Annotated in this window: 22 protein-coding genes; 15 read left to right on the top strand and 7 right to left on the bottom strand. The window is 64.1% G+C overall.

Translation table 11 applies throughout. The features are described 5' to 3' along the window. Window positions 1-34: 34 nt before the first annotated feature. Genes AC0L24_RS01210 through AC0L24_RS01190 form a run of 5 tightly spaced genes read left to right on the top strand, consistent with a single transcriptional unit; the run spans window position 35 to window position 4,764 of the window. Window positions 35-832, top strand: coding sequence for an ABC transporter ATP-binding protein (locus AC0L24_RS01210; protein ID WP_127398307.1), 798 nt, complete (start codon window positions 35-37; stop codon window positions 830-832). Beyond that, entirely contained in the window at window positions 829-1,578 is a 750-nt protein-coding gene (locus tag AC0L24_RS01205) for a branched-chain amino acid ABC transporter ATP-binding protein (protein WP_127381440.1), read from the top strand. Before AC0L24_RS01210 ends, AC0L24_RS01205 begins: the two co-directional genes overlap by 4 nt. Further along, window positions 1,575-2,483: a branched-chain amino acid ABC transporter permease gene (locus AC0L24_RS01200; RefSeq protein WP_127327031.1), complete on the top strand. Its 909-nt coding sequence runs from the start codon at window positions 1,575-1,577 to the stop codon at window positions 2,481-2,483. The genes AC0L24_RS01205 and AC0L24_RS01200 overlap by 4 nt, the downstream gene beginning before the upstream one ends. Further along, window positions 2,480-3,463 (top strand): branched-chain amino acid ABC transporter permease, encoded by a 984-nt coding sequence (locus AC0L24_RS01195; RefSeq protein ID WP_164874023.1) that lies wholly within the window; start codon window positions 2,480-2,482, stop codon window positions 3,461-3,463. Before AC0L24_RS01200 ends, AC0L24_RS01195 begins: the two co-directional genes overlap by 4 nt. Then, on the top strand, window positions 3,460-4,764 hold the full coding sequence (locus tag AC0L24_RS01190) for an NAD(P)/FAD-dependent oxidoreductase (RefSeq protein ID WP_127398651.1): 1,305 nt from the start codon (window positions 3,460-3,462) through the stop codon (window positions 4,762-4,764). The genes AC0L24_RS01195 and AC0L24_RS01190 overlap by 4 nt, the downstream gene beginning before the upstream one ends. Before the next feature lie 8 nt (window positions 4,765-4,772). Here AC0L24_RS01190 and AC0L24_RS01185 read toward each other — a convergent pair whose 3' ends face one another. From AC0L24_RS01185 to AC0L24_RS01170, 4 genes are read right to left on the bottom strand one after another with little or no spacing between them, the layout of a single operon-like run. Further along, on the bottom strand, window positions 4,773-5,429 hold the full coding sequence (locus AC0L24_RS01185; protein ID WP_127327028.1) for a GntR family transcriptional regulator: 657 nt from the start codon (window positions 5,427-5,429) through the stop codon (window positions 4,773-4,775). 19 nt (window positions 5,430-5,448) lie between these two features. Further along, complete coding sequence (locus AC0L24_RS01180) at window positions 5,449-6,756, bottom strand: aspartate aminotransferase family protein (protein ID WP_164873893.1); 1,308 nt, start codon at window positions 6,754-6,756, stop codon at window positions 5,449-5,451. Beyond that, window positions 6,757-7,815: a phosphotransferase gene (locus tag AC0L24_RS01175; protein WP_127811107.1), complete on the bottom strand. Its 1,059-nt coding sequence runs from the start codon at window positions 7,813-7,815 to the stop codon at window positions 6,757-6,759. Next, window positions 7,812-9,107 carry an ArgE/DapE family deacylase gene (locus tag AC0L24_RS01170; RefSeq protein ID WP_164873894.1) on the bottom strand — a complete coding sequence of 432 codons (1,296 nt, stop codon included), beginning with the start codon at window positions 9,105-9,107 and terminating at the stop codon, window positions 7,812-7,814. The genes AC0L24_RS01175 and AC0L24_RS01170 overlap by 4 nt, the downstream gene beginning before the upstream one ends. A gap of 169 nt (window positions 9,108-9,276) precedes the next feature. Here AC0L24_RS01170 and AC0L24_RS01165 point away from each other — a divergent pair, with 169 nt between their 5' ends. The 8 genes from AC0L24_RS01165 to AC0L24_RS01130 all read left to right on the top strand — a co-directional run bounded on the left by AC0L24_RS01165 (window position 9,277) and on the right by AC0L24_RS01130 (window position 18,409). Continuing rightward, on the top strand, window positions 9,277-9,975 hold the full coding sequence (locus AC0L24_RS01165; protein WP_127811109.1) for a GNAT family N-acetyltransferase: 699 nt from the start codon (window positions 9,277-9,279) through the stop codon (window positions 9,973-9,975). Beyond that, window positions 9,976-12,702 (top strand): winged helix-turn-helix domain-containing protein, encoded by a 2,727-nt coding sequence (locus AC0L24_RS01160; RefSeq protein ID WP_127811110.1) that lies wholly within the window; start codon window positions 9,976-9,978, stop codon window positions 12,700-12,702. It abuts the gene before it with no gap. A gap of 84 nt (window positions 12,703-12,786) precedes the next feature. Further along, entirely contained in the window at window positions 12,787-13,908 is a 1,122-nt protein-coding gene (locus AC0L24_RS01155) for a class II histone deacetylase (protein WP_127267844.1), read from the top strand. Between the two features lie 4 nt (window positions 13,909-13,912). Further along, a complete protein-coding gene (urtB, locus tag AC0L24_RS01150) occupies window positions 13,913-14,770 on the top strand; it encodes an urea ABC transporter permease subunit UrtB (RefSeq protein ID WP_127270111.1) in 858 nt (285 codons plus the stop codon). Beyond that, window positions 14,767-15,753 carry a branched-chain amino acid ABC transporter permease gene (locus AC0L24_RS01145; protein WP_127811111.1) on the top strand — a complete coding sequence of 329 codons (987 nt, stop codon included), beginning with the start codon at window positions 14,767-14,769 and terminating at the stop codon, window positions 15,751-15,753. Before urtB ends, AC0L24_RS01145 begins: the two co-directional genes overlap by 4 nt. Further along, window positions 15,750-16,454, top strand: coding sequence for an ATP-binding cassette domain-containing protein (locus AC0L24_RS01140; protein ID WP_127327022.1), 705 nt, complete (start codon window positions 15,750-15,752; stop codon window positions 16,452-16,454). The genes AC0L24_RS01145 and AC0L24_RS01140 overlap by 4 nt, the downstream gene beginning before the upstream one ends. Window positions 16,455-16,456: 2 nt before the next feature. Continuing rightward, a complete protein-coding gene (locus tag AC0L24_RS01135) occupies window positions 16,457-17,158 on the top strand; it encodes an ABC transporter ATP-binding protein (protein ID WP_127811113.1) in 702 nt (233 codons plus the stop codon). An 81-nt stretch (window positions 17,159-17,239) separates the two neighbouring features. Further along, entirely contained in the window at window positions 17,240-18,409 is a 1,170-nt protein-coding gene (locus tag AC0L24_RS01130) for a substrate-binding protein (protein ID WP_127327020.1), read from the top strand. A gap of 43 nt (window positions 18,410-18,452) precedes the next feature. Here AC0L24_RS01130 and AC0L24_RS01125 read toward each other — a convergent pair whose 3' ends face one another. Then, complete coding sequence (locus AC0L24_RS01125; protein WP_473563332.1) at window positions 18,453-20,099, bottom strand: acetolactate synthase large subunit; 1,647 nt, start codon at window positions 20,097-20,099, stop codon at window positions 18,453-18,455. An 85-nt stretch (window positions 20,100-20,184) separates the two neighbouring features. Beyond that, window positions 20,185-21,522, bottom strand: coding sequence for an aromatic ring-hydroxylating oxygenase subunit alpha (locus AC0L24_RS01120; RefSeq protein WP_164873896.1), 1,338 nt, complete (start codon window positions 21,520-21,522; stop codon window positions 20,185-20,187). 113 nt (window positions 21,523-21,635) lie between these two features. Between AC0L24_RS01120 and AC0L24_RS01115 the strand changes: the two genes are divergently transcribed. Beyond that, the gene (locus tag AC0L24_RS01115; protein WP_164873897.1) at window positions 21,636-22,544 is read left to right on the top strand and encodes a LysR family transcriptional regulator; all 909 of its coding nucleotides are present in this window, start codon (window positions 21,636-21,638) and stop codon (window positions 22,542-22,544) included. 4 nt (window positions 22,545-22,548) lie between these two features. On the opposite strand, the gene AC0L24_RS01110 is transcribed toward AC0L24_RS01115, so the two are convergent. Next, window positions 22,549-23,820 carry an NAD(P)/FAD-dependent oxidoreductase gene (locus AC0L24_RS01110; protein WP_127811116.1) on the bottom strand — a complete coding sequence of 424 codons (1,272 nt, stop codon included), beginning with the start codon at window positions 23,818-23,820 and terminating at the stop codon, window positions 22,549-22,551. A gap of 196 nt (window positions 23,821-24,016) precedes the next feature. On the opposite strand from AC0L24_RS01110, the gene AC0L24_RS01105 reads away from it, so the two are divergent. After that, window positions 24,017-25,009, top strand: coding sequence for a dipeptidase (locus AC0L24_RS01105; RefSeq protein ID WP_127811117.1), 993 nt, complete (start codon window positions 24,017-24,019; stop codon window positions 25,007-25,009). The last annotated feature ends 301 nt before the right edge of the window (window positions 25,010-25,310 follow it).

Here is a 25,310-nt window from a genome sequence, read left to right as displayed (position 1 = left end):
AGACGGCAACGATCGTCTTCGGCCAGAGGGTTTGATGAGCGAGGCAACCAAACGGCAAGGGGAAACCCGCGCGCCGGTTCTGACGGCAAGGAATGTCGTCAGGCGGTTCGGCGGCCTTGTCGCGGTCAACGATGTCTCGTTTGACGTCAAAGCGGGAGAAATCCTCGGCTTGATCGGCCCCAATGGTGCAGGCAAAACGACGATGTTCGACCTGCTCGCCGGCAGCATCCTGCCGACCAGCGGCGAGATCCTACTCAACGGCACGCCTGTCTCGGGCGAAGCCGCGCATCTGCGCATCGGTCATGGCCTTGGCCGAACTTTTCAGATCCCGCGCCCGCTGCCCAATCTGACGCTGATCGAAAACATTATGCTGGCCGCACAGGGCCAGGCCGGCGAAAAGCTGCTCGCCAATTTCATCACGCCATGGCGCGTCGCCGCGCAGGAAAGAGCCGCCAGGACAAAGGCGCTCGAACTGCTGGAACTGGTCACCCTCACCCATCTCGCGCATGAGCCGGCGCGGGTGCTTTCCGGCGGCCAGCGCAAGCTGCTCGAACTCGCCCGCGTGATGATGGCCGACCCGGCGATCATACTGCTCGACGAACCGGCGGCCGGCGTCAACGCGACGCTGCTGGAGGTCATCATCGACCGCATCCGGGACATCAACGCGCGTGGCATCACCTTCCTGCTGATCGAGCACAATATCGATATGGTGACGCGGCTTTGCCATCGCGTCCTCGTCATGGCGAGCGGCCAGCTGCTCAGCGAAGGCACGGCCGAAGAAGTCGCTCGCGACCCACGTGTCATCGAGGCCTATCTCGGAGGCGCGGCATGAGCGAGATCGTCCTCGATGTCCGCGACCTCGAAGCCGGTTACGAGCCCGGCGTGCCGATCGTGCGCGGCGCCTCGATCACTGTCAAAAAAGGCGAGATCGTCGTCGTGCTGGGCCCCAACGGCGCCGGCAAGTCGAGCTTCATCAAGGCCATCGCCGGCCTCGTCCCGATCACCGGTGGCACGGTGTTTCTGGACGGCAAGGACATTACCGCTGCGCCTGCCCACACCATGGTGCGGCTTGGACTGGCCTTCGTGCCGCAGACCGAAAACATCTTCCCGCTGATGTCGGTCGAGGACAATCTCAGGGTCGCCTGCGGCGTCCTCGAGCGGCGCGAAATCCCTGCCCGCATCGAGGAGATGTATGCCGCCTTCCCAGACCTCGTCCGCCAGCGCCGCACCGCCGCCGGCAATTTGTCGGGCGGACAGCGGCAGATGCTCGCTGTCGCACGGGCGCTGATCGTCCACCCCAGAGTGCTGGTGCTGGACGAGCCGTCGGCCGGCCTGTCGCCGAAATTCGTCTCGATGGTGTTCGAGATGCTGGCCGGCATCCGCAAGTCCGGCGTCACCATCCTGCTGGTCGAACAGAATGCCAAGGCGGCGCTCGCCATCGGCGACCGCGCCTATGTCCTGGTCGAAGGCAAGGACCGGCACGAGGGCATCGCCTCCGAATTGTGGAACGATCCGGTGGTCGCCGAACTCTATCTCGGCCAGCGCCCATCTAAGGCAGGGAAAGGAGGTGAGGCATGAGCCTGCAATTTGTCGTCGACGGATTGCTGACGGGTTCGATGATCGGCCTCGGCGCCATCGGCGTGACGCTTACCTATTCGATCCTGCGCTTCTCGAACTTCGCCCATGGCGACTTCATGGCATGGGGCACCTATGCGACGCTGGCCGTCGTCAGCGCCATCGGTGCGACAGTAGGCAAGGTGGCGCCGATCGCACCGCTGTCCTTCGGCTGGCCGCTCATTGTTGCGCTCGTTATCGGCATGGCCTTCACCGCGCTCTTGGCGCTGCTGCTCGACAAGGTGCTGTTTTCGCGGCTTCGCTCGCAAGGCCAGGCGATCATCGTGGTGATGGCGAGCTTCGGCGCCTCGATGGCGCTGAGAAGCCTGCTCGAATTCACCTTCACCTCGCGGCCGACCTATTTCAGCCGCGCGATCCAGATCGCCATGCCGGTCGGCTTCGGCATCCGCATCACACCCGACCAGATCGCGCTTTTGCTGCTGACCGCGGTGCTGGTGCTCGGCGTGCATCTGTTGATAACGCGCACGCAGACCGGCCGCTCGATGCAGGCCTTGAGCCAGAACGCGGCGCTGGCCCGCATCGTCGGCATCGATGTCGCCAGCGTGGTGCGCGTCACCTGGGTCATCGGCGGCGCTCTCGCCTGCGTCGCCGGCGTGATGATCGGCATTCTGGTGCAGATCCGCCCGTTCATGGGCTTCGACATGCTGCTGCCGATGTTCGCCGCCGCCATTCTCGGCGGCATCGGCAGCATTCCCGGTGCGGTGCTCGGCGGCCTGATCATCGGGCTCGCCGAGGCTGGTGCGGTGCAGTTGATCGGCGCCGAGTGGCGCGCCGCCGTTTCCTTCATCATCCTGATGGCGGTGCTGTTCGTGCGGCCGATCGGCCTGTTTGGTGTGAGGGAACGCTGATGGACCTGCTCGGCTACGGCGCCTTCTTCCTGACCACAGCGCTGATCTTCTCGCTGGTCACGCTAGGGCTCAATTTGCAGTGGGGCCTGACCGGGCTGTTCAATGTCGGCCTCGCCGGCTTCGTCGCCATCGGCGCCTACACATCGGCGCTGCTGACCACACCGGACGATGCCGCGCGGCTGGGCGGCTTCGGCCTGCCGATCCTTGTCGGCTGGGCGGGCGCCATGGTCGTCGGCGGCATCGCTGCAGCGCTTACCGGCATGGCAACGCTGCGGCTGAAATCCGACTATCTGGCGATCACCACCTTCGGCGTCGCCGTCGTCGTGCAACTGGTCGCGCTCAACGCGCAGAAACTGACCGGCGGCCCGTTCGGCATCGGTTTTATTCCGCGCCCCTTCGGCAGCCTTGCCGAGACGCCGCTGCTGTTCAACCTGTCCAACCTTGGCGTGGTCTCGGTGGTGACGCTGATCGCCTATCTCGCCTTGGAACATTTGTCGCGCAGCCCGTGGGGGCGGGTCTTGAAGGCGTTGCGCGAGGATGAGCGGGCGGCGATCTCGCTTGGCAAGAGCGCGCGTTTCTACCGCGTCCAGGCCTTTGCCGTCGGCGGCGCCATCATGGCGCTGGCCGGCGCGCTGCAGGCGCATTTCACCGGCTTCATCGCGCCGGACAATTATCTGCCGATCCTGACCTTCCAGGTCTGGGTGATGCTGATCGTCGGCGGTTCCGGCAGCAATCTCGGCGCCGTCATCGGCAGCATCCTGGTGTGGGCGATATGGGCCGGATCGGGCACGCTGACCAGCATCCTCTTCCCGCCGGAACAGCAGGCTCGCGCCGCCGCGCTGCAGATCGCCGCCATCGGCGTCATGCTCTGCGTCATACTGCTGATCCGGCCGAACGGCCTATTCGGCGACAGACCGCGGCGGTCCTGGTTAGGTAAGCGGGCGAAGGCGGCGACGGCCAGGAGCATTTCGCCGTCATGAATGCCACGGTTCGGCGGGAAACGCATGGCGCTTCGCTGTGGCATGCCGTCAGCCGCAACCGCCGCGAGCGGCCGGCGCTGCAGAGCGGGCTCGCTGTCGACCTGGCCATCGTCGGCGGTGGCTTTTCCGGTCTTTCCACCGCGCTGCACGCGGCGGGGAAAGGCCTTTCCGTCGCCGTTCTCGAAGCCGAATTCATCGCCTGGGGTGCGACCGGCAGGAATGCGGGCTTTGTCGTGCCGAACTTCGCCAAAATGGATCCAGTCGACATACTGGCCCATCTCGGACCGTCGCGCGGCGAAAGGCTGATCGATTTCGCCGCCGGCAGCGCCGACCTGGTCTTCCGCCTGATCCGGCAGCACGGCATCGACTGCGACGCCGTGCAGAACGGATGGATCCAGCCTGCGCATTCGCCTGCCGCCTTCGAGAAGGTCAAGTCACGTGCCGGGCAATGGGCACAGCTTGGCCGGCCGGCAGTCACATTGGACCGGCAGGAAATCGAAGCCCTGACGGGCGTGCCGGGCTATGCCGGCGGCTGGATGGATCGTTGCGGCGGCGTGCTCAATCCGGTCGCCTATGCGCGCGGGCTTGCCGATGCGGCGGAGAAAGCCGGCGCGAAGGTCTTCGAGCAGACGCGCGTCGCCTCGGTTGATCGCATAGCCGATGGCTGGATGCTAAAAACCCCATCTGGCTCAGTACGCGCCGGCAAGGTGCTGATCGCCACCAACGCCTATGGCTGGTCCCTCAATCCGTCATTGCAGCGAACCTATTTCCCGCTGAAAGTCTTCCAGACCGCGACAGCGCCATTGCCTCGTGAAGTACGCAGCCGGTTGCTTCCCGGCGGGCAAGGCGTCGGTGACACCAGACGCAATCTGTTCACCTTCCGCTTCGACGCCGAAAACCGGCTGATCAGCGGCGGCATGAACATCCTTGGCGCTGGTGCCGACACGCGCGTACCGCAGACGATTTGGCGAAGGCTTGGTCGGCATCTCGGTCTGCCCGACCTGCCGCCGCTTGCCTACAGCTGGTCGGGAATGGCAGCGGTTGAACCGGATTTCCTGCCGCACCTGATCGACCTCGGTCCGGGCCTGATCGCCGGACGCGCCTGCAACGGCCGCGGCATCGCGATGACAACGGCGATGGGCAAGGTGCTGGCGGACTGGGCCTCTGGAACCGAGGCCCGCGACCTGCCGCTGCCCTATGCGTCGCCGGCGCCAATCCCGTTCCATGCCTTGCTGCGGCACGCGCCCAACATGCTGCTCGGCTGGAGCATGCTGCGCGACCGGCTGGACGGGACGAGCTAGGCCGACGGCTACCTGGCAGCGTCAAGGTTTGCCGACAGCACGGCGGCCGCCATCGCGATGTCCTCTTCTATGAAGACCCGCACAGTGGGGCCGCTGCGCTGCTCCAGTGCGGCGACGATCTTGCGATGCGCGTCGTTGGAGTGCGGGATGTAGCGATCGGCCTGCATCAGCAGCTTGAGATAAGGCCCAACCCGCCCCCAGAGGTCGCGGATCATGTTCAAAAGGATCGGCGCGCCGGCATGCTGGTAGATGGCGAAGTGGAACGCCTCGTTCAACGAGAGATAGGCCCTGGCGTCGCCGGCCTCGATGGCACGCTGCATGCCGGCGAGCGTCGCCTGTATGTCAGCCAGCCCGCTTTCGCTCATCCTGGTCGCCGCCATCTCGCCCGCCAGTCCCTCGACGGCGATACGGATGCGCGTCAGTTCCTCGAAGGCAGGCGCGGACAGCAACGGCACGATGACCGAGCGGTTGTTCTGCATCTCGAGCAGTCGCTCGGCGACAAGCCGCTGCAGCGCCTCGCGGATTGGCGTGGTCGAGATGCCGAACGTCTCGGCGAGCTTGCGTATAACCAGCGTCTGCCCCGGGCTGAAACCACCCGAAATCAATTCCTGCTTGAGCGCACCATAGGCGCGGTCATTCAGGGTCTGATGTTCGAGCTTCAGCATGCGCGGCCCGCTCCGATCACTAGTTCGACAAAGCGCGATCGAGCGTCTCGGCCAGTTGCTCGGCATTGTCCCTGGCAAACGGCAGTGGCGGCCTGATCTTCAGCACATTGCCGCGCGGACCGCAGGACGAGATCAGCACGCCGTCCTCGCGCATGGCTTCGACGACCGCCGATGTCTTGGTGGCGGCCAGCGCCTCGTCACCGTCCGCCGTCAGCTCGACACCGAAATAGAGGCCGTTGTGCCTGATATCGGCGACCGCGCCATGCCGGCTCTGCAGGGCGCGCAGCAGCTCAGCCGTATAGGCGCCGACATTGCGCGCATTCTCGATCAGTCCTTCGCCTTCGATCACCTCCAGAACGGCGAGGCCGACGGCGGCAGCGACCGGATTGCCGCCAAAAGTGTTGAAGTAACCGGTGTTCGAGCCGAAGGAGGCGACAAGTTGCGGCCGCACCAGCACGGCACCCATCGGGTGCCCATCGCCGATCGGCTTGCCCATCGTGACGATGTCGGGCTCGACGCCGTAATTCGCGAAGCCCCACATGCCCTGGCCGAGCCGGCCGAAGCCAGACTGGACCTCATCGGCAATGACGATGCCGCCGGCCTTTTTTACATGGTCGGCCGCCTCGCGCATTACCGCCGCATCCGGAAAGAAGATGCCATCGCTGGAAAAGGCCGAGTCGAGAAGCAATGCGGCCGGCCGGATATTCTTTGCGCGCATATCTTCGATGGCGGCAGCGACATTTCTGGCGAAATCATGTGCGGCCCGGCCATGGTCGCGGAACGTGTCCGGCGCTGTCACGGTGCGGTGCTGCGCGGGCACGCCCTTTGCCCCGACCGCCGCCGGCGACAGCTGCGCCGTCGCGATGGTGGCGCCGTGATAGGCAAAGTCGGTGATGATCACCCCGGTGCCGCCGCTGGAATGCTGGGCGATGCGGATGGCGAGGTCGTTGGCCTCGCTGCCGGTGCAGGTGAACATGGCATGGCCGAGATGGGCCGGCACGGTGCCGAGAAGTTTCTCCGCGTAGTCGAGGATGATCTCGCTGAGATAGCGTGTGTGGGTGTTGAGCGTGGCGGCCTGCGCCGACAGCGCCTCGACGACACGCGGATGGCAGTGTCCGACCGAGGCGACGTTGTTATAGGCGTCGAGGAATCTGCGACCCTGGGCATCGTAGAGCCACACACCGCTGCCACGCACCAGATGGATCGGGTTGCGGTAGAAGGCGCGATAAGTCGGCCCGAGCAGCCTGGCGCGGCGCTCGAGCAGCGCGCGCTCCGATGCTGCCGCGTCGGCATTTGAAGGATATGGCGAGGACTGGGACACGAGCATTTACTCCGGATTGGAATTGTCGAGAAAATAGCGGCGGGCATCGGTGGATGACAGACCATCCAGCTTTTCAAGCGAGGCCCAGACCTCGGTGGCGAGGCGCAGCACATAGTCGCGCTTGGCCGGGAAGCGCTCGGCCTGCCAACTGGCGATATTGACGATGAGCGCAAGGCGGGCACGGATCAGATTGAAGAGAATGCTGATCTCTTCCTCCTCGAGCGGCTGCACGGACTGATAGCCGGCGACGAAGCGCGCGGCCGGCGCCAGCGGATGGCCTTCCGCCGGCCAGCGATAGACGGCGCCGACGGCGAGGTCGCAGATCAGCGGCGAATGGATCATGTCGCCGAAATCGAGGATGCCGCTGACGATTTCCGGCCGCGACGCGTCCATCACCACATTGTAGGAGTTCATGTCGTTGTGGACGATCTGCGCGCGCAGGGTGGGGATGACCGGCGCCGCATGCTGCTCGAAGGAGTCGATCGCGCGCTCGACCATCGCCCGCCGGCTCGGATCACTGATATGCGCCATCATCGGCCGTGTCTTGGCGACCTTGCGGATGTCCCAGAGCAGGTCGCTGCCGGCGGCCGGGTGGAAGAAGCCGCGCAGCGCCCGGCCAAGGCGGGCGAGGAAGATGCCGAGATTGCGATCCTGCGCATCGGAAGTCGGCGAGCGCGACAGCAGCTGACCGGGCAGATAAGCCACCAGCCGGATGATGCGCGGCGCCGATCCACCAACACTGGCTGCAAATTGCGGCTCGCCTTCAAGGCTTTTGCGCACCGAGGGAACCGGCAAGGTGGAGTCGACTGCAAGGATGTGGTCGAGCGCCTTGTTCTGGAAATCGGTGAAGCCGGCCTCTTCCGCCGGATGGGAGATCTTTAGAACGAACTCACGCTCGCCGTCGGCCTGGATGTGGAAATTGTGGTCGCGTTCGCCAGGCAGCGGACGCGCGGTGCCGGTCAGCCCATAGTACCGGCGCAGGATGGCGAGCGCTTCGGCCGCCGAAACATCAGGCGCGTCCTCGGCGAGTGTTTCGCCGAACGCATCGGGGACGGCCGCATTCATGGCTTAGCCTCGATAGGTTCAAGCCCGCACCAGTCGGCGATGAACAGCGCGATGGTCTGGGTGACCTTGCGCACCGAGTCGAGATCGACCGCCTCGTCATAACCATGCGGCATGCGGCAGATCGGGCCATAGACGATCGCCGGCGTGTCGGCATAGAGGCCGAAGAAGCGTGCATCCGTCGTCGCCGAGGTGACGTGTTCCGTCAGCGGCTCGCCCCAGACGGCGGTATGGCTGCGGCGCAGCACGGATTCCATCTCGTCGGCATCCTCCAGCACATAGCCTTCGGCCATGAAGCCGTTGTAGGTGAGGCTCGGCGGACGATTGGCCAGGAACGGATCGGCACGCGCCGCTTCGGCGATACAGGCCTCGAGCTCGGCTCTCGCGTCTTCGAGCCTCTGGCCGGGATAGGTGGCGACGCGCATCTCGAAGACACATCGCGCCGGAACGCTCGATGTCCATTCGCCCCCTTCGATCTTGCCGAGATTGAAGCGGATCGGGTGCGGGTGATCATGGAAATGCTTGTCGTCGACCTTGCGCGCGTTCCAGACGATTTCGAGTTGCTTCAGCGCCTGGATGATGACAAATGCCTTTTCGATGGCATTGGCCCCGGCCGAAAATGCACCCGACGCATGCTGCGGGTCGCCGTCGACCTCGACCCGGAACCAGATCGGCCCGACCTGCGCCCGCATCAGCCTCGGCTCCAGCGGTTCGGGAATGAAGGCGGCGTCGGCGCGGTAGCCGCGCTGCAGGCAGGCAAGCGCGCCATTGCCGGTGCATTCTTCCTCGACCACCGACTGCAGGTAAACGTTCGCGGCCGGCTGATAGCCAAGGCTGCGCAAGGCGGCCAGCGCATAGAGACAGGCGGACAGGCCGGCCTTCATGTCGCCGGCGCCGCGGCCATGCATCCAGCCGTCCTCGATCACCGGGTCGTAGGGATCGCGCACCCAGCGGTCGAGCGGTCCGGTCGGAACGACATCGATATGGCCGTTGAGGATCAGCGAGCGGCCGGTCGCGTTTCGCGGCGTATGCGTGGCAACGACATTGAAGGCGTCGTCATAAGAAACTGCCACGGGTGAAAAACCCGGCAGGTCGCGAATCGCATCGACATCGACGCGCCACATGTCGACGGCATAGCCGTCAGCCTCAAAGGCAGCCGCCATGAACGATTGTGCGGCATGTTCCTCGCCACGCTGCGAAGGAAAACGCACGAGCTCTTGCAGAAACGCTACCTGCCGCGCGAAGCCGTCATCGACCGCGCTCAGAATGGCCTCGTCCGCAATCCGCTCAGGCATCATATTTCACTTTCTTCTGAATGGTGTATCATATCTCATATGCCATTCCTGTGAAATGCAAGAGGCATACGCGCCAAACTTTCAGTCCAAGGTTTGCCGTTCGATGCTGCCATGGTCTTGGGGAGTTGGCATCGGATGCAGCAAGCCGATACTGCTATCTCTGGAAGACATGACGGGGAATGCGTTGATCACCGAAGACATGATGCCGGCCGAAATCACCGATCTCGCCATTGGCTACCATCGCCTGCCGGCGGGCAAGCTTGCCAATGCCGTGACGTGGATGGAGGCGCGCTCGCCGCAGCCCGATCTCGCGCACCCCTTGGCCATGACACGGATCACGACGCCCGACTGCGCTTCCTATCGGGCGATCTTCCTCGAGATCGGCGCGCCCTGGCTTTGGGACCGTGTTTCCGAAATGTCCGATGCCGAAATCACCGAGCATTTCGCCGACCCGCGCCAGCATCTCTACTACGGCCATGACGAGACCGGCGCCCATCTCGGTATGGTCGAATTCTTCGTCGCCGACAGCAGCGAGATCGAGATCATCTATTTTGGCCTGTTCCCGTCCCTGACCGGCAGGGGTTTCGGCAAACGGCTGATGGCCGGGGCACTGGACCTCGCATGGTGTCTCAACCCGAGCCGCATCTGGCTGCATACAAGCAGCTTCGATCATCACAGTGTCATCGGGTTCTACAGTGCCTGCGGGTTCGTGCCGTTCGCGACCGGATTTGAGATCGTCGACGATCCCCGGATCAAGGGAACCTTGCCGCGCGATGCCGCACCGCAGATTCCGCTGATCGAAACGGAGTGGAGCAATGGCAAGGGAGCCGCGCTTTCCCCGGAAAAGCGACAAGTTGCGCGGACCTAGATGAGAACAGCCCCGCAATCCGTCAGCCAAGCGTCGCCGCACCATCGCCGATGGGTGCGCCGCGAGACCATCCTGTCGACGCTGGAGCGCCATATCGACACGCGCATCGTGCTGTTCGCCGCGCCGGCCGGCTTCGGCAAATCGACGACGATGTCGCAATGGGCCGCGGAAGTCGCGCGCCACGGCCGGCTGACCGCATGGCTGTCCTGCGAGGCAACCGACAATGACGAGGGCGCCTTCCTGTCGCATCTGGTTGGCGCGCTCCGCCATCTCGTCCAGAGCCCAGCGGAACTCGACCTCGCCTTCCAGTCGAGCCCGATCCCCCAGCTCGATGTCGTGCTCTCGGCACTTGTGGCGGGTCTGGCGGCGCGCCAGGCCGACATCACCCTGTTCTTCGACGATTACCACGCCGTCGAGGCGCCGGCGGTGAAGCGGTTCATGGAGCGTCTGACCCGGCAGGCGCCGGCAAACGTCGCCTTCGTCATCGGCTCGCGCAGCCTGCCCGACCTGCAGCTCGGCAAGCTCCGGGTGCTTGGCGACGTCTTCGAAATCGGCCCGGACGATCTGCGCTTCGCCTCGTCAGAAGCGGAAGCCTTCTTCAACGACAAGCTGGGCTTGAGCGTCAGCAGCGGTGCGGTGGAAACCCTGTGCTCGCGCACCGAAGGATGGGCCGCCGGCCTGCAACTGGCCTCGCTGTCGCTGAGTGCCGCACATGCACCCGAAACCGTCATCGGCAACTTCACCGGCGCCAACCGAAACGTCGCCGACTTCCTGATGGGCGAAGTGTTCCTGGAACTGCCGCCGGCAATCGCAAAATTCCTGCTCTACAGTTCGATCTTCGAACGCTTCAGTGCCGAGGCCTGCCGAGCGGTGATGCGGGCGGCCGATGCCGAGGCGGCGATTACCGAGATCGAGACGCGCAACCTGTTCCTGGTGCCGCTCGACGAAGAACGGCGCTGGTTCCGCTACCATCATCTGTTCCGCGATTTCCTCAGCCGCGAAATGGAGCGGCGCGAACCGGAGATGATCGCGCCGCTGCATCTGGCGGCCGCCGAATGGTTCGGCGAGCGCAAGATGCTGACAGAGGCGATCGGGCACGCGTTGGCCGCCGGCGACCATGCCCGCGCGGCGGTGTTCGTCGAGAACAATGCGCTCGACCTCATCGCCCAGTGCCAGCTCCTCTATGTGCGTCAGTTGCTTGCGCTGCTGCCGAGGACGCTGATTGACCAGCGCATCCGGCTGCAACTCGTCGTGCTGTGGCTGGCGGTGCACAGCAGCCAACCCGAGATTGCGCAGCAGACGCTTAGCAACGCGCGCAAGCTGGTCGAGGCCGGACCGGCCGACGGCAGTGACCCGGGCACCATGACCGGCACGACGATAAAGGCCGAGCTCGTGGTCCTCGCCGCTGCCGTGCACAGCACGCTGGAGCAGTTCGATCAGGCGCGCGACACAGCCCTTGCGGCCCTGCGCGTCATTGCGCCCGATGCCTGGTTCATGGAGGGCGCGACCGCCAACGTCATAGGCTACAACCTCTATGCGCTGGGCGACCTCGAAGGTGCCCGCGCCGCGATCGACGCGGCACGACGGGCGCACGAGCGAAGCGGCAGCCTGCTCGGCGTCACCATCGCCAATTGCTACATGGCCGTGATCGAGCGTTCGGCGGGCCGCCTGCCCGCCGCAGAGCGGCTGCTGCGCAACGCCATCATCGAGGCCAGGGCGCGGATCGGTGCAAACTCCTATGCCGAAGCCCTAGCCGGAACGCTGCTTGCCGAACTCGCCTACGAGACCAATGCGTCGGGCGAGGCGTTGACGCTGGTCGAGAATCTCGGACCGCAGATCGAAGGCGCTGCGGTGATCGTCTATCCCTTGGCCAGCGTGCCGACCTATGCCCGCGTGCTGCAGCTGACCGGCCGCACCGAAGCGGCACTGGATATGCTTGAGCGCATCTATCAACGCGTGCGCGGCACCGTCTATCGCCGCCTGGCATCGATGATCGTGCATGACCGCATACGTGTGCTGCTCGACCAGAACCGCAATGTCGAGGCGCGCGCGCTGCTGACCGAGCATCGCGGCGAAGGGACCGAGGCTTCGATGGCCATCACCACAGCCAACGAGTTCGAGTTCTTCGCCGAAGGCCGCCTGCTGACGGCCGAGAAATCCTATGCCGCGGCCGCCCGAATTTTCGACGAATTGTTGGTGCGAACGAAAAGCAGCGGGCGCATGCGCCGCCATATCCTCGCGCTGATCCTGGACGCCAAGGCTGCCAGCGCTGCCCACGACCAACGCGAGGCAGACCGCAATCTCCTCGAAGCACTGCGTCTTGCCCAGCCGTCAGGCTTCATCCGTTCCTTCGTCGACGAGGGAAGGCCTGTCGTCGAAGGGTTGAGGCGGCTGCGTGCGGCTCAGGCGAAGACCGATCCCGCGCTGTCAGCCTATGCGACGCGCATCATCGATGCCGCGCAGGCGATGCCTGTCGCGACAAGCAAACTGACCGCACCAACCGCTGAGAAGGAACAGCTCACCCAGCGCGAGGCCGAACTGCTGCGCTATCTCACTGAGGGCATGTCCAATCGCGATATCGCCTTGGCGCTGTCGGTGAGCGAAACCACGGTGAAATGGCACCTGAAGAACATTTTCGGCAAGCTTGCGGTATCCAACCGGGTGCAGGCGGTGCGCGCCGCGCAAGGGTCAGCAGGCGCCCATCCCCCTCCGAAAGGAGGGGTATAGAATAACGGGCACAACCCCTCTTTCGGGTCGGGCCACATGATCGTCAGCCTGCTAGCGTCACCTGGTTTTCGGAGGACGCTGCGGATGGCGACAGGCTACGTTTTTCACGAACAGCTGATGTGGCACGACACCGGCCCCAGCGCCGACATGATGCCGCCCGGCCGTTTCGTGGAACCCGGCCGCCATCTGGAATCGCCCGGCTCGAAGCGCCGGCTGAACAACCTCATCCAGGTCAGTGGCCTGTCGCGTCATCTGGTGCCGATCATCCCAGAGCCAGTCTCGATCGAGGACCTGCTGCGCGTGCACACGCAACGCCATGTCGACGATATCCGCATGCTGAGCGAGCGTGGCTCCGGTTTCGCCGGACCACAGGCGCCGATCGGTCTCAACAGCTTCGACATCGCGCTGCTGTCTGCCGGCACCACCTATGCCGCCATGCGCGCGGTGCTGACCGGCCGCGTCGACAATGCCTATGCGTTGGCGCGGCCGCCGGGGCATCATGCCGAACCCGACCAGGCGATGGGCAACTGCCTGTTCTCCAACATCGGCGTTGCTGTCCGCCGGCTGCAGCATGAAGGTTTGCTCGGGCGCGCGGCGATAGTCGACTGGGATGTGCACCACGGCAACGGTACCGAGACGGTGTTCTATTCCGACCCGTCGGTGCTGACCATTTCCGTGCATCAGGACAATCTCTACCCGACCGGGCGCGGTGCGCTGGCCGACAACGGGAAAGATGCCGGCAAAGGCTACAACATGAACATACCTCTGCCGGGGGGCAGCGGCACCGGCGCCTATGAAGCGGCTTTCGACCGCGTCATCGCACCTGCGCTGCGCGCCTACAGACCGGACCTCGTCATCGTCGCTTCCGGCTTCGATGCGTCAGGCTTTGATCCGCTCGGCCGCATGATGCTCAACAGCGAATGCTTCAGGCGGCTCGCCGCGCGCATGGTGGCGTTGGCCGCGGAAACATCGCAAGGACGCCTGATCATGACCCATGAGGGCGGCTACTCCGAAGGTTATGTGCCGTTCTGCGGCCATGCCGTCATCGAGACGCTGGCCAATCACCGTACCGAAGTGGTCGATCCGCTGTCGGACCATATCGACGAGTGGGCTGGGCAGGATCTGCAGCCACACCAGGCTGCTGCGATCGATGCCGCAGAGGGGCTGCTCGCCGGCCTGCGCCAACGTCTCGCAAGCGCGGCCTGACGCGATGGATTTTCTCATCACCACGCTGCTCAATGCTCTGACGCTGATCAGCATCCTGATGCTGGTCGGGCTCGGGCTGGCGATCAGCTTCGGCCTGATGAACGTCACCAATTTGGCGCATGGCGAGTTCGTCACCGTCGGTGCTTTCGCGGTCTATTTCGTCCAGAGCATGGGCGGCTCGTTCTGGCTGGGATTGGCTGCGGCGCCCATCGCCGGCGCGGTGGTCGGCTGTATCCTCGAATTCGCCATCATCCGCCATCTCTATTCCAGGCCTGTCTCGACCGTGCTCGCCACCTGGGGCGTCAGCCTGATCCTGCAGCAAGGGCTGGAACTGACCTTCGGCCTCGGCGCCAAGCCGGTGACGCCGCCGATCGAGGGCACGCTCGATCTCGTCTTCACCGTCTATCCGGCCTACCGGCTGATCCTGATCGGCATCGCCATGCTGACCTTGCTCGGCGTCATCCTGCTGATCAGCCGGACGCCCTTCGGCCTCGATATCCGAACCGTCATCCAGAACCGCGAGATGGCCGAGGGCGTCGGCATCAACACGCGGCGTACCTACGCCATTGCCTTCACCTTCGGCGCGGCCATCGCCGGGCTTGCCGGCGGACTGGTCGCGCCACTGGCGATCGTGCTGCCGCAGATGGGGGTGAACTATCTCGCCAACGCCTTCTTCGTCGTCATCGTCGGTGGCGTCGGCTCGATTGGCGGCCTTGTCGCCGGCAGCGTCTTCGTCGGCGGGCTGACCAGCATCCTCAATTATCAGATCTCGCCGTCGCTGGCGCAGGCGATCGTGCTGCTGGCTGCTATCGTCGCTGTCCGTCTGCGGCCCAACGGTCTGTTCAACGGAGCGTCGCGATGATCGCCCGTGATCGCAACTGGCTGCTGATCTTCGCCACCTGCGTGGCGCTCGCGATCATCTATCCGTTCTTTGCCGGCGGCTATCAGCTGACGGTGATCCGCGACGCGCTGATCTTCGGCCTTTTCGCGGCGAGCCTCGACTTCTTCTGGGGCCGCACCGGAATCCTGTGTTTCGGCCACGCCGCCTTTTTCGGCATCGGCGGCTACATCATGGCGCTGGTCACACTCAATGATGCCATCCCCTTTGGAAGCTTACTCGGCATCATGGGTGCGGTGGCGGGTGCGGCCTTCGTCGCCGCCATCATCGGCTACTTCCTGTTCTTCGGCGGCATCCGTGGCAGCTATTTCACCATCGTCACGCTGGCCATGGGCGTCATCTGCCAGCAGGCCGCGGTCTCCTGGAGCTCGGTTACCGGCGGCGACAGCGGCCTGATCGGCATCCCGCCGATCGAGTTCGATCTTGGCGGGCTGCACGTCGATCTCAGCCAGGATCTGCCCAGCTACATCTTCGTCTCGGCCATCGTCGCCATGACGGTGCTGGCGCTCTGGTTGATCAGCCGTGGCCGCTGGGGCACGGTGCTGACCGCCATTCAAGACAATGAAATCCGGGCGGCCGCGCTCGGCCACAATGCGCCGTTGCGGCTGCTTGTCACTTTCGTCCTGTCGGCGGCGATCGCCGGCCTTGCCGGCGCCCTCTATGTCTGCATGGCCGGGCTGGTGGCACCCGATCTGTCCGGGCTGCTTCTGTCGACGGAAGTTGTCGTCTGGGTGGCGGTCGGCGGACGCGGCACGCTGCTTGGGCCAGTACTGGGCGCCATCTTCATTCAGCGCGCGCAGCAGACGATCAGCAGCTTCAACCCGAGCCTATGGCCCCTTCTGCTCGGCTGTGTCTTCGTCATCATCGTCTTCGTCCTGCCGGATGGCATCCTGTCGATCTACGCGCGGCTGAAAGGCCTGTTCAAGGGCAGGAGGCGCGCGCAATGAGCGACATCCTGCTGCAGGCTGAAAATGTCGGTATCCGCTTTGGCGGACTGCAGGCGCTGGAGGCTCTGAACCTCACCGTACGAGACAAGGAGCTTTGCTGCATCATCGGGCCGAACGGCGCTGGCAAGAGCACTTTCCTCAACGTGCTGACGGGCACGCTGCGTCCGACCAGCGGCAGCGTGCGCTTCCTCGGCCATGACATCGCCGGACTGCCGCTGCATCGCATCGCCCGGCTCGGCATCGCCCGCAAATTCCAGATACCCTCGGTCTTCCCGAACCTCTCGGTGGAGGACAATCTGAAGGTCGCGCGCTGGGGCGCGCCTTCGCCTGTGCGCCCGGTTGGTGAACTCTTGGAACTGGTCGCGCTCGGTAACCGTGCCGCCACGCTGGCCGGCGAGCTCGCGCACGGCCAGAAGCAATGGCTGGAGATCGGGATGGCGTTGGCGATAGAGCCGCGCCTGCTGTTGCTCGATGAACCCACTGCCGGCATGACGCCGCAGGAGACGCTGGCGACGGCGCAGATGCTGCTGCGCCTCAAGGGCGAGTTCTCGATTGTTGCCGTCGAGCACGACATCCGCTTCGTGCGGGCGCTGAACTGCGAGACGTTGGTGCTGCATCAGGGACGCCGGCTGCGCAGCGGTCCTTTCCATGACATCGAGACCGACGAGATGGTCCGCGATGTCTATCTGGGGAGGCGCTGATCATGCTGCGAACAATGGCGGTGTCGGCCGGCTACGGTCTGCTCCCCGTGCTGAACGGCATCGACCTCAGCGTCGCGCCGGGCGAAGTGATCGGCTTGCTCGGCCGCAACGGCGCCGGCAAGACGACGCTGTTGCGCGTCATCGCCGGCGGCTTGCGGGCAAGCGGCGGCGCCATAATCCTCCGCGACCAGGACCTCACCAACGCTCCGGCTTTCCGCCGCGCGCGCGCAGGCATCGCGCATGTGCCCCAGGGGCGCGGGATCTTTAACCAGCTGACGGTGCGGCAAAACCTGGAAGTCGGCACCCGCGCCGCCAAGGACCGTGGCGACGGCGGCATTCCGGCCGACATCTTCGGCTATTTTCCAATCCTGCGCGAACGCGAAGCGCAGGTCGCCGGCACGCTTTCGGGCGGCCAGCAGCAGATGCTGGCGATCGGCCGCGCACTCTGCGGTCTGCCGTCGGTGCTGCTGCTCGACGAGCCCTCGGAAGGCATCCAGCCGAACATCGTGCAGTCGATCGCCGAACTGGTGCCGCGCATAGCCCGCGAGCGCGGCATCGCGATCGTTCTGGTCGAACAGAATCTCGATCTCGTTCTCAAGGCATCGGACCGTTGTCTGGTGATGGAGAAGGGCAGGATCGTCCATGAAGGCGCGCCGGAGGCGTTCGCCGACGAGACCCTGCTCAAGGATTTGTTGGCTTTATAGGGCCCGCCCGAAGCGCGCCTGGACCTGTTGGCTTTGTAAGGCGTGCATGGGGCGCGCCTGGGACTGGAAGGGAACACAACAATGATAAGCAGAAGAACTGTCTTGAAATCCGGCGGCGCCGCGGCCGCCTTCGCCATCGTCGGCGCGCCGTCGATCCTGCGCGCCGCCGACACCGTCAAGGTCGGCCTGTCGATCCCGATCACCGGGCTGCAGGCGATCCTCGGCGAGACGCTGCTCAATTGCTACAAGCTGGCCGCCGCCGAGCTCAACGCCGCCAACGGCATTGGCGGACGCCAGGTCGAGCTCATCATCGAGGACAACCAGACCACGACCAAGGGCTCCATCGACAAGGCGCGCAAGCTCATCAACGAAGACAAGGTCGACGTGATCATGGGCACGATCATTTCGCCCGAACGCAGCGCCACGCTGTCGGTCACCTCGAAGGCCAAGAAGCTGTTCTTCTACCCGACCAATTTCGAAGGCGGCGAATGCAACCGCTACTTCGTCGCCACCGGCCCGATCCCGATGCAGCAGGTCGACCCGATGATGCCGTGGGTGGCCGAGAACCTCGGCAAGACGATCTATGTCATGGCTTCGGACTATGCCTGGCCGCAGAAGATGACCGAGGCGATCACGGCGGCCTATGAGAAGGCCGGCGGCAAGATCATCGGCGCCGACTACTATCCGTTCGGCACCACCGATTTCGGCCCGGCCTTCCAGAAGATCAAGTCACTGAAGCCCGATGTCGTCTGGTCGATGGTGGTCGGCAACGACGCCGTCACCCAGCTCAAGCAGTATCGCAGCTTCGACATCAAGCAGCCGCTGATCGCCCCGCTCGACGAGGTCTTCAACAAGGACGCGCTGCCGCCCGGCGTGGCGGCCGGCACCTATGCGCCGCAACCCTACTGGATGGCGCTCGACAACCCGGTCAACAAGAAGTTCATCTCGAGCTTCCGCGAGAAGTTCGGTCAGGAGAAGATGGTCAACGGCATCGGCGAGGCCGGCTACAACGGCCTGCATCTCTATGCGCTGGCCGCCGAGAAGGCTGGATCGTTGAAGGACGATGATGTGCTGGCCGCGCTGCCGTCGATCGAGTTCGACGCACCGCAAGGCAAGATTCGTGTCGACGCCACCAACAACCACACGCTGTGCCATTCCTATGTAGGCAAGGCGGCGGCCGACGGCATCGGCTACGAGATCGCTAAGGACTTCGGCACCATCGAGCCGGTGACGCCTTACTGCAAGGTGTAGGGTCTTCCGCCCAAGCAATCCTGACGGCGGCTTGTCGCTGCCGTCAGGGCGTCTGCGGCGCTGGCAGCCGCTCGCGCAATTCGTCGACGAGCACCCTGGTGTTTTCGGAATAGTCGATGGGCACGACGACGAGATGCACGCCGCCGCCGGTGAAGGCCTTTTCAAGCGCCGGCCGCAAGTCGGCGATCTCCGCAACCCTGGTCCCCTTGGCGCCATAGGCCTCGGCATACTTGACGAAATCGGGATTGCCGAAGGTCATGCCGAAATCCGGAAATTCGCCAACCGCCTGCTTCCAGCGGATCATGCCGTAGGCATGGTCTTCGAGCAGCAGGACGACGAGGTTGAGCTTGAGCCTGACGGCGGTTTCCAGTTCCTGGCTGTTCATCATGAACCCGCCATCGCCACAGATGGCCATGACACGGCGCTGCGGATAGAGTAGTGCCGCCATCATCGCCGACGGCAAGCCCGCGCCCATGGTGGCCAGCGCATTGTCGAGCAGGATCGTGTTTGCCATGCGCGTCCGGTAGTTGCGCGCAAACCAGATCTTGTACATGCCGTTGTCGAGGGCGAGAATCCCGTCGGCCGGCATCACGGCGCGCACGTCGTGCACGATGCGCTGCGGCGTGAAGCGATCTTCGGTGGCGCGCGCGGCGATCCGGCTCAGAATGCCTTCGCGCAGCGGCAGCAGGGCCTGCGCGTTGGGGATCTTGCCCTCGATGCGGTCGGCCAGCAGCGCCAGCGAAGGGCCGAGGTCGCCGACGATTTCGGCTTGCGGGAAATAGACCTGCTCGACATCGGCTGATTGGTAGCCAACATGAATGACCTTCGGCCCCTTCGCTCCCATGATGAAGGGCGGCTTCTCCACGGTGTCGTGACCGATGGTGATGATCAGATCGGCCTGCTCGATGGCCTCGTGCACATAGTCGCGCTCCGAAAGGGCTGCCGTTCCCATATAGAGCTCCGTGCCGCCGGGCACGGTTCCCTTGCCCATCTGCGTGGTGAAATAGGGAATTTGCGTGCGCAGCACGAACTGCGCGACATCGGGGGTCACGCGCGGTCGCGACGCCGCCGCGCCGAACATCAACAGCGGACGCCTGGCTTCCATGATCATACGGGCGGCGCGATCAAGCGCGCCCGGGCTGGCCAGCGGCAGTTCGACGGGGTGCGTCGGCACCAGCGCGATCGGTTCACACTCGGCCGCCGCAATGTCTTCCGGCAGTTCAAGATGTACGGGGCCGGGACGCTCTTCCTGGGCGACACGGAAAGCTTCGCGCACCAGCGAGGGGATCATCTTCGGCGAGACGATCTGGCGCGACAGCTTGGTCAGCGGCTTCATCGCCGCGACGATATCGACGATCTGGAAGCGCGCTTGCCGGGATGACAGGATGCCCTTCTGGCCGGTGATCATGATCATCGGCATCGCGCCGAGCAGCGCATAGGCCGAACCGGTCGAAAGATTGAGCGCGCCTGGGCCAAGCGTGGTGATGCACACACCTGCCTTGCCGGTGAGCCTGCCATAGGTGGCGGCCATGAAAGCGGCTGCCTGCTCGTGGCGGGTCAGGATCAGCTGGATCGAGGAGCGGCGGATGGATTCGACGATATCGAGATTTTCTTCGCCGGGAATGCCGAAAATCCGTTCGACCCCTTCGTTCTCGAGGGCCGCGACGAACAAGTCCGAACCTTTGGTCATAAACTGTCTCTCCCGCAACATTCCGTCGGCCACCTTCATATGGCATCGGAATGCGACGCCTCAAAGAGGCATCTTCGGCCGCGGGTCAGAGCCGCGTGTTGCAGCTCGCCGCCTTCGGCGATGCGAAAAGTTCCTTCGGCGCGGACCACTGGCTGACGGTCGCGCCGCGCGTGCCGGTGATCAGCGAGCGCAGTTCCGACAGATAGGTCTGCACGAAGAACGAGGTCTGGCTTTCCAGCGGCGTGTAGGGGCCTGGCCGGTAGGCACGGGACATAATGCCGTCGGCATTGTCCTCGGTGATCTTCTTGTCCTGCACCGTGGTGACGTCCCACATCCAGCTGATCGCATCGGCGTCGATGTCGTTATCGGCATCCTTGTCGACGAGCCAGGTCAGGATGACGTCTGTTTCCATGGCGTTGCGCGGTATCATCTGGAACAGCGTGACATAATCATTGGCAGCACTTGCAAACGACAGGCGTCCGAGGCGAAAGCCGCTTTCGCCGCCATCATAGGCGTGACGACCACCCATCAGGCACGAGAGCCCCTCGCCCGTATTGGACAGCGTGTTACGGCCGGAGCCGATCGGCTTGCGGTGCATGGCAAACGGCATCGTGTCGAGGTCGCCTGCTTGCCATGCGCCCTTGTGGAACTCGGCATCGCCGATGACGCTGTGCCAGGCCTCGATTTCGTTCTGCCACTCGACCGCCTTGTCGGCATCGCGGGTCGCGGTCACTTTGACATGGCCGTTGACGCGGTAATATTCGGGATGAGCCGGCCGGCAGTGATAGCATTCGAGAAAATTCTCGAGCACCAGCTTCCAGTTCGCCTTGGTCAGATAATTCTTGCGGGCGACGATGCGTGCACGGTCGAGGCCGTTTTCGCGCAAGCCGCCCGTCAGCCCGTCCGCGACAGGCTGGATGTCGGGCAGCGAACTAGCATCGAGGCCGCAGAAGACGAGGCCGCCGAAACCCTTGCAGGGCACGCGGTGCAGTCCCAGCGCTTCCGGATCGACGCTTGCCGGCAGATCCTGCCGCGACTGCAATTCACCGGTCAGCCTGAACGACCAGGCATGATAGGGGCAGACCAGAAGCTTGCCGCGACCATCTTTGGCGCAGAGCCGCGAGCCGCGATGGGTGCAGACATTGTAATAGGCCGCGATGTCGTCCTCGCCATCGCCGAAGCGCACGACGATGATCTCCTCGTCGAACAGCTGGCGCACGATGTAGCGGCCCTTTTCAGGCACCTCGCTGGCATGGGCGACAAGCATCCATTGGCGTGGGAACCACAAGTCACGCTCCAGCGCGAAGATCGCAGGGTCGGCATAGAAGGCCTGTTCCAGCGACCAGTCCGGACGTTGCCGGTCGATCAGCCTGACGGTCTCGCTTCTGTCGATAGGCTGGCTGTTCGGTGTGTAGGCCTGCACGGCAAACACCTTTCTGCTCGCTGGCGTTAGGATGATTTTTCGATAGAGTGTGCGATGCGGAAAGGCTTGCGGCAAATACAGAAATAATAGACCTCCATATCGAAAAGGCATGAATGCAGGTTCGGATCGTGAAAACCCTCAAGACATCGCTTCCCCTGCTGAACGCCATGGTCGTCTTCGAGGCTGCCGCCAGGCATGGCGGGCTGACGCTGGCCGCGCAGGAGCTCAACATCGCACAATCGGCGGTCAGCAGGCATGTCGCCAACCTCGAGCGCCAGTTGTCGGTCGAGCTGTTCACGCGCAAAGGCAACCGCGTCGCCGTCACCGGGGCCGGCAACACGCTGGCCGAAGCGATCCGCGAGGGTCTCGGCACCATCAGGCAAGCGGTCGAGGATTTGACCGCGCACGACAGCGATACATTCGTGGTCGGCTGCAGCCACGATTTCGCGCAGGCATGGCTGATGCCACGCTTCGACCTCATCACATCGCGGGTGGCCGGCGACCGGGTGCTTTTGCAGACATCCACCGATTACAGGGATTTCGACCAGCCCGAAGTGGCGCTGTCGATCCGTTTCGGCGAAGCCGGGCAATGGCCCGAATTCGTGGCCGACAAACTGCTCGACGGCGAATGGTTCCCGGTTTGCGCACCGGCGTTCCTGGCGCGTTACCCGGGGCTCGCCTCGGAGGACCCCGAGGCTTTCCTGGCGGTGCCGCTGCTGCACCAAGTGACGCCGCCCGGCGCGATCGACAGTTGGCAGTCATGGATCGGAACCGAGCGGAAACTCGATGGGCCTCGGTTCACCAGCTACATGTCGATGATCCATGAAACCATCGCCGGGCGCGGAGCTGCGCTCGCCTGGGCGGGGTTTGCCGACGAGCATCTGCGTCGCGGCCAGCTCGTCCGGCTGACGAAAACCTCGCGTCGCCACGCCGGCTCCTTCCACATCGTCATGAGGAAGAATGCCGGCCCGGTGGTCAGGGCGGTGGCGCAGGCGCTGCTGGCCAGCGTCGGCGACAGCTAACAGATCAGGCCTCGCGACCAAACCGCGACGCTTCATGACGCGCGCCCCAGGCCGGCATGGCGGCCTCGATCTCGGCCTCCGACTTGAAGGCATCGGAGGCGTAGCGATCGACACGGAACCGCTCGGCGGAAACGAACGGGGTGTGCCCGAGGACCAGTTCGCAGGATAGCCGGCCAAGACCCGGTCCATGGGTGACGCCGCTCTCATTGTCGCCGCCGACGACCACGACATTGTCGCTGCCGGGCACCTTGCCGACGACAAGGCCGTTGTCGGGCGTGTAGCACGGCACGCCTTGCGCCCAGCTCGCGATCGTCGAACCGCGCAGCGGCGGGAACACAGTCTGCAACTCGGCAAGCTCCTGCTCGGAGGTCTCCCGCATCAGCTCGATATTGTGCGGCTGGCCAGGTTCGATCTCGTTGTCGTCGGTCTTGTAGAGAGGTTTGTAATGCCGGCCGGTTCCCCACATGACGGCGCCGAATGTTTCGCGCAGCCACAGCCGCAATTCGCGGCACTGGACCGTGGGAATGGTCGACGGCAGCCCGCGATCGTCGGTGACGATGCGCGTTGCGACGACGCGCAGCAGCGGCAACTTCCAGCCGAGGCCTGACATGACCTGGTTGTTCCAGGCGCCGGCGGCAACGATCACGCCGTCAGCCTCAAGGCTGCCCTGATCGGTCTCGATGGTCACCCGATCGCCGGCATCATGGACGGCCGTTACGCGTGTGCCGCTGCGAAAAACACCGCCGAGCTCGCTGATCTGGCCGGTCAGTACCCCCATCGCCAGCTTGGTGTCGAGCTGGATGCCATGCGGATTGTAGGCGGCCGAATGGACCCGCGCCGGATCGATGAGGCCCTGCATCTTCTGGCCGATCTGCGCGGCGTTCAAATCCTGCATTTCCGGCGGTGCATAAGGAGAGTCCAGCACCGGTCGGACGAAACGCTCGCGCCCGTCCTCGGTCAGCGCCATGACCAAGGTGCCGTTCGGCCGATAGCCGATCTCGACGCCGACCTCGTGCAGCCTGCGATAGAAATCGAGGCCATATTGCTGCAGCTGAAGGCCCTCTTCGCCAAGCGGGATCATGCCGGCGGACCAATGGGAGACGAAGCCAGCACCAGCGCTTGTGGTTGCGGCACCCGGCTGGCCGGCATCGATGACCGTCACTTGGCGCACGCCGGACCGCAGCAAATGGAAAGCCGCGCTGCAGCCGATAATGCCGCCGCCGATCACGGCGATATGCCTGCTATCGCTCCCGCCATGGCTTCCGTTTGAGCTCATCTTTGTTCTCCCTTTTGCCGATGGTCCGGTCGGAGCGACATGCAGCGACGGCGACCATATAGGCCCGTTCGGAGCTGTCTAGACACATGTGTCTGTGGCCTGATACTTGAGGCGCACTGCATCTGGATCGCACGTCCGGAACGCCGCTTGATCCGGCCTTCCGTCGTGTCGGCGTTGCCAAGAGAGTGAGGAAAAAGTGAGCGTTTCGACTGCCGCCAAGGCCATTTTCGACACTGAAATCATATGGGACGCACATTCCGGCTTCATGCCGGACCCAGCTGCGGACCTGAACAATCTGCAGATCTGGCGCGACGCCGGCATCGACTATCTGTCCATCGATGTCGGCTTCGACCTGTTGCCCTGGGAGCAGACAGTGCGGACGCTCGCAAATTTCCGTCACTGGATCCTTGCCAATCCCGAGCACTACACGCTGGTCTCCTCGGTCGCGGAAATCCGCAAGGCCAAGCTCGAGGGCAAACTGGCGATCACCTTCGACATCGAGGGCATGAACGCACTCGACGGCCGCATCGAGATGGTGGAGTTCTATCACCATCTGGGCGTGCGCCAGATCCTGTTCGCCTATAACAGGAACAACCTCGCCGGCGGCGGTTGCCACGATGTCGAGACCAGCCTGACGGCGTTCGGCCGCCAGGTCATCGACGAGATGAACCGACTCGGCATGTTCGTCGACGTCACCCACACCGGCTATCGCACCTCGATGGAGGTGATGGAGTACTCCAACCGCCCTGTTATTTTCTCGCACTCCAACGCCAAGGCCCTGTGCGGCCATGGCCGCAACATCACCGACGAGCAGATCAAGGCCTGCGCGCGCACCGGCGGCATAGTCGCGATCGTAGGGCTCAATCGTTTCCTGGGAGAGGGACGCACGGACTCGGACAGGCTGGCTGACCACATCGAATATCTCGTTGACATGGCTGGCCCAAATCATGTCGGCATCGGGCTGGACTACGCCTTCCCCGTCGACGTCAAAGGCATCGACCGTATCATTTCCGACAATCCGCAATTCTGGCCCAAGAGCGAATATCCGGAAGGGGCGACGACCTACGCGGCTCCAGGTCAGATGCGCGAACTGACCGAGGTTCTTCTGCGCCGCGGCCAGTCCGAGCAGACCGTGCGCGACGTCCTGGGCGGCAATTTCATGCGCCTGGCGGCTGAAATCTGGAAGTAAAGGGAAGCAGAGAGGCGCATCTCCGCTCAAGCACTTGATCCAGGTCCCACCGAATGGCGAGGCCAGGCCGCGCCGTGTGGGCGATCACATTTCGCCCGCCCGCTTGCCAAAGTCGACGCGCCGGCGGGGTCGGAACAGATGTGGAGATTTTCCGCAAGATCGCTCGTATCCAAGATTCGGACATGCCGGCAAAATTTTCGCTAGACATACGTGTCTATTATTAGCAGTTTTAGCTGACCGACACATTCGGCCCGGCTTGGAGAATGGCCAGCGGCCTGAAAACAAGACAACGAAAACAGCA

This window comes from Mesorhizobium sp. WSM4809, from assembly GCF_055811655.1.
This window is presented reverse-complemented; position numbering and strand designations above follow the sequence as displayed.

Excerpts from the sequence above, each read along its gene's own strand:
- AC0L24_RS01210 (WP_127398307.1), top strand. The coding sequence starts at position 35 with ATGAGCGAGGCAACCAAACGGCAAGGGGAAACCCGCGCGCCGGTTCTG.
- AC0L24_RS01205 (WP_127381440.1), top strand. The coding sequence starts at position 829 with ATGAGCGAGATCGTCCTCGATGTCCGCGACCTCGAAGCCGGTTACGAG.
- AC0L24_RS01200 (WP_127327031.1), top strand. The coding sequence starts at position 1,575 with ATGAGCCTGCAATTTGTCGTCGACGGATTGCTGACGGGTTCGATGATC.
- AC0L24_RS01190 (WP_127398651.1), top strand. The coding sequence starts at position 3,460 with ATGAATGCCACGGTTCGGCGGGAAACGCATGGCGCTTCGCTGTGGCAT.
- AC0L24_RS01185 (WP_127327028.1), bottom strand. The coding sequence starts at position 5,429 with ATGCTGAAGCTCGAACATCAGACCCTGAATGACCGCGCCTATGGTGCG.
- AC0L24_RS01180 (WP_164873893.1), bottom strand. The coding sequence starts at position 6,756 with ATGCTCGTGTCCCAGTCCTCGCCATATCCTTCAAATGCCGACGCGGCA.
- AC0L24_RS01175 (WP_127811107.1), bottom strand. The coding sequence starts at position 7,815 with ATGAATGCGGCCGTCCCCGATGCGTTCGGCGAAACACTCGCCGAGGAC.
- AC0L24_RS01170 (WP_164873894.1), bottom strand. The coding sequence starts at position 9,107 with ATGCCTGAGCGGATTGCGGACGAGGCCATTCTGAGCGCGGTCGATGAC.
- AC0L24_RS01165 (WP_127811109.1), top strand. The coding sequence starts at position 9,277 with ATGACGGGGAATGCGTTGATCACCGAAGACATGATGCCGGCCGAAATC.
- AC0L24_RS01160 (WP_127811110.1), top strand. The coding sequence starts at position 9,976 with ATGAGAACAGCCCCGCAATCCGTCAGCCAAGCGTCGCCGCACCATCGC.
- AC0L24_RS01155 (WP_127267844.1), top strand. The coding sequence starts at position 12,787 with ATGGCGACAGGCTACGTTTTTCACGAACAGCTGATGTGGCACGACACC.
- urtB (WP_127270111.1), top strand. The coding sequence starts at position 13,913 with ATGGATTTTCTCATCACCACGCTGCTCAATGCTCTGACGCTGATCAGC.
- AC0L24_RS01145 (WP_127811111.1), top strand. The coding sequence starts at position 14,767 with ATGATCGCCCGTGATCGCAACTGGCTGCTGATCTTCGCCACCTGCGTG.
- AC0L24_RS01140 (WP_127327022.1), top strand. The coding sequence starts at position 15,750 with ATGAGCGACATCCTGCTGCAGGCTGAAAATGTCGGTATCCGCTTTGGC.
- AC0L24_RS01135 (WP_127811113.1), top strand. The coding sequence starts at position 16,457 with ATGCTGCGAACAATGGCGGTGTCGGCCGGCTACGGTCTGCTCCCCGTG.
- AC0L24_RS01130 (WP_127327020.1), top strand. The coding sequence starts at position 17,240 with ATGATAAGCAGAAGAACTGTCTTGAAATCCGGCGGCGCCGCGGCCGCC.
- AC0L24_RS01125 (WP_473563332.1), bottom strand. The coding sequence starts at position 20,099 with ATGACCAAAGGTTCGGACTTGTTCGTCGCGGCCCTCGAGAACGAAGGG.
- AC0L24_RS01115 (WP_164873897.1), top strand. The coding sequence starts at position 21,636 with ATGCAGGTTCGGATCGTGAAAACCCTCAAGACATCGCTTCCCCTGCTG.
- AC0L24_RS01110 (WP_127811116.1), bottom strand. The coding sequence starts at position 23,820 with ATGAGCTCAAACGGAAGCCATGGCGGGAGCGATAGCAGGCATATCGCC.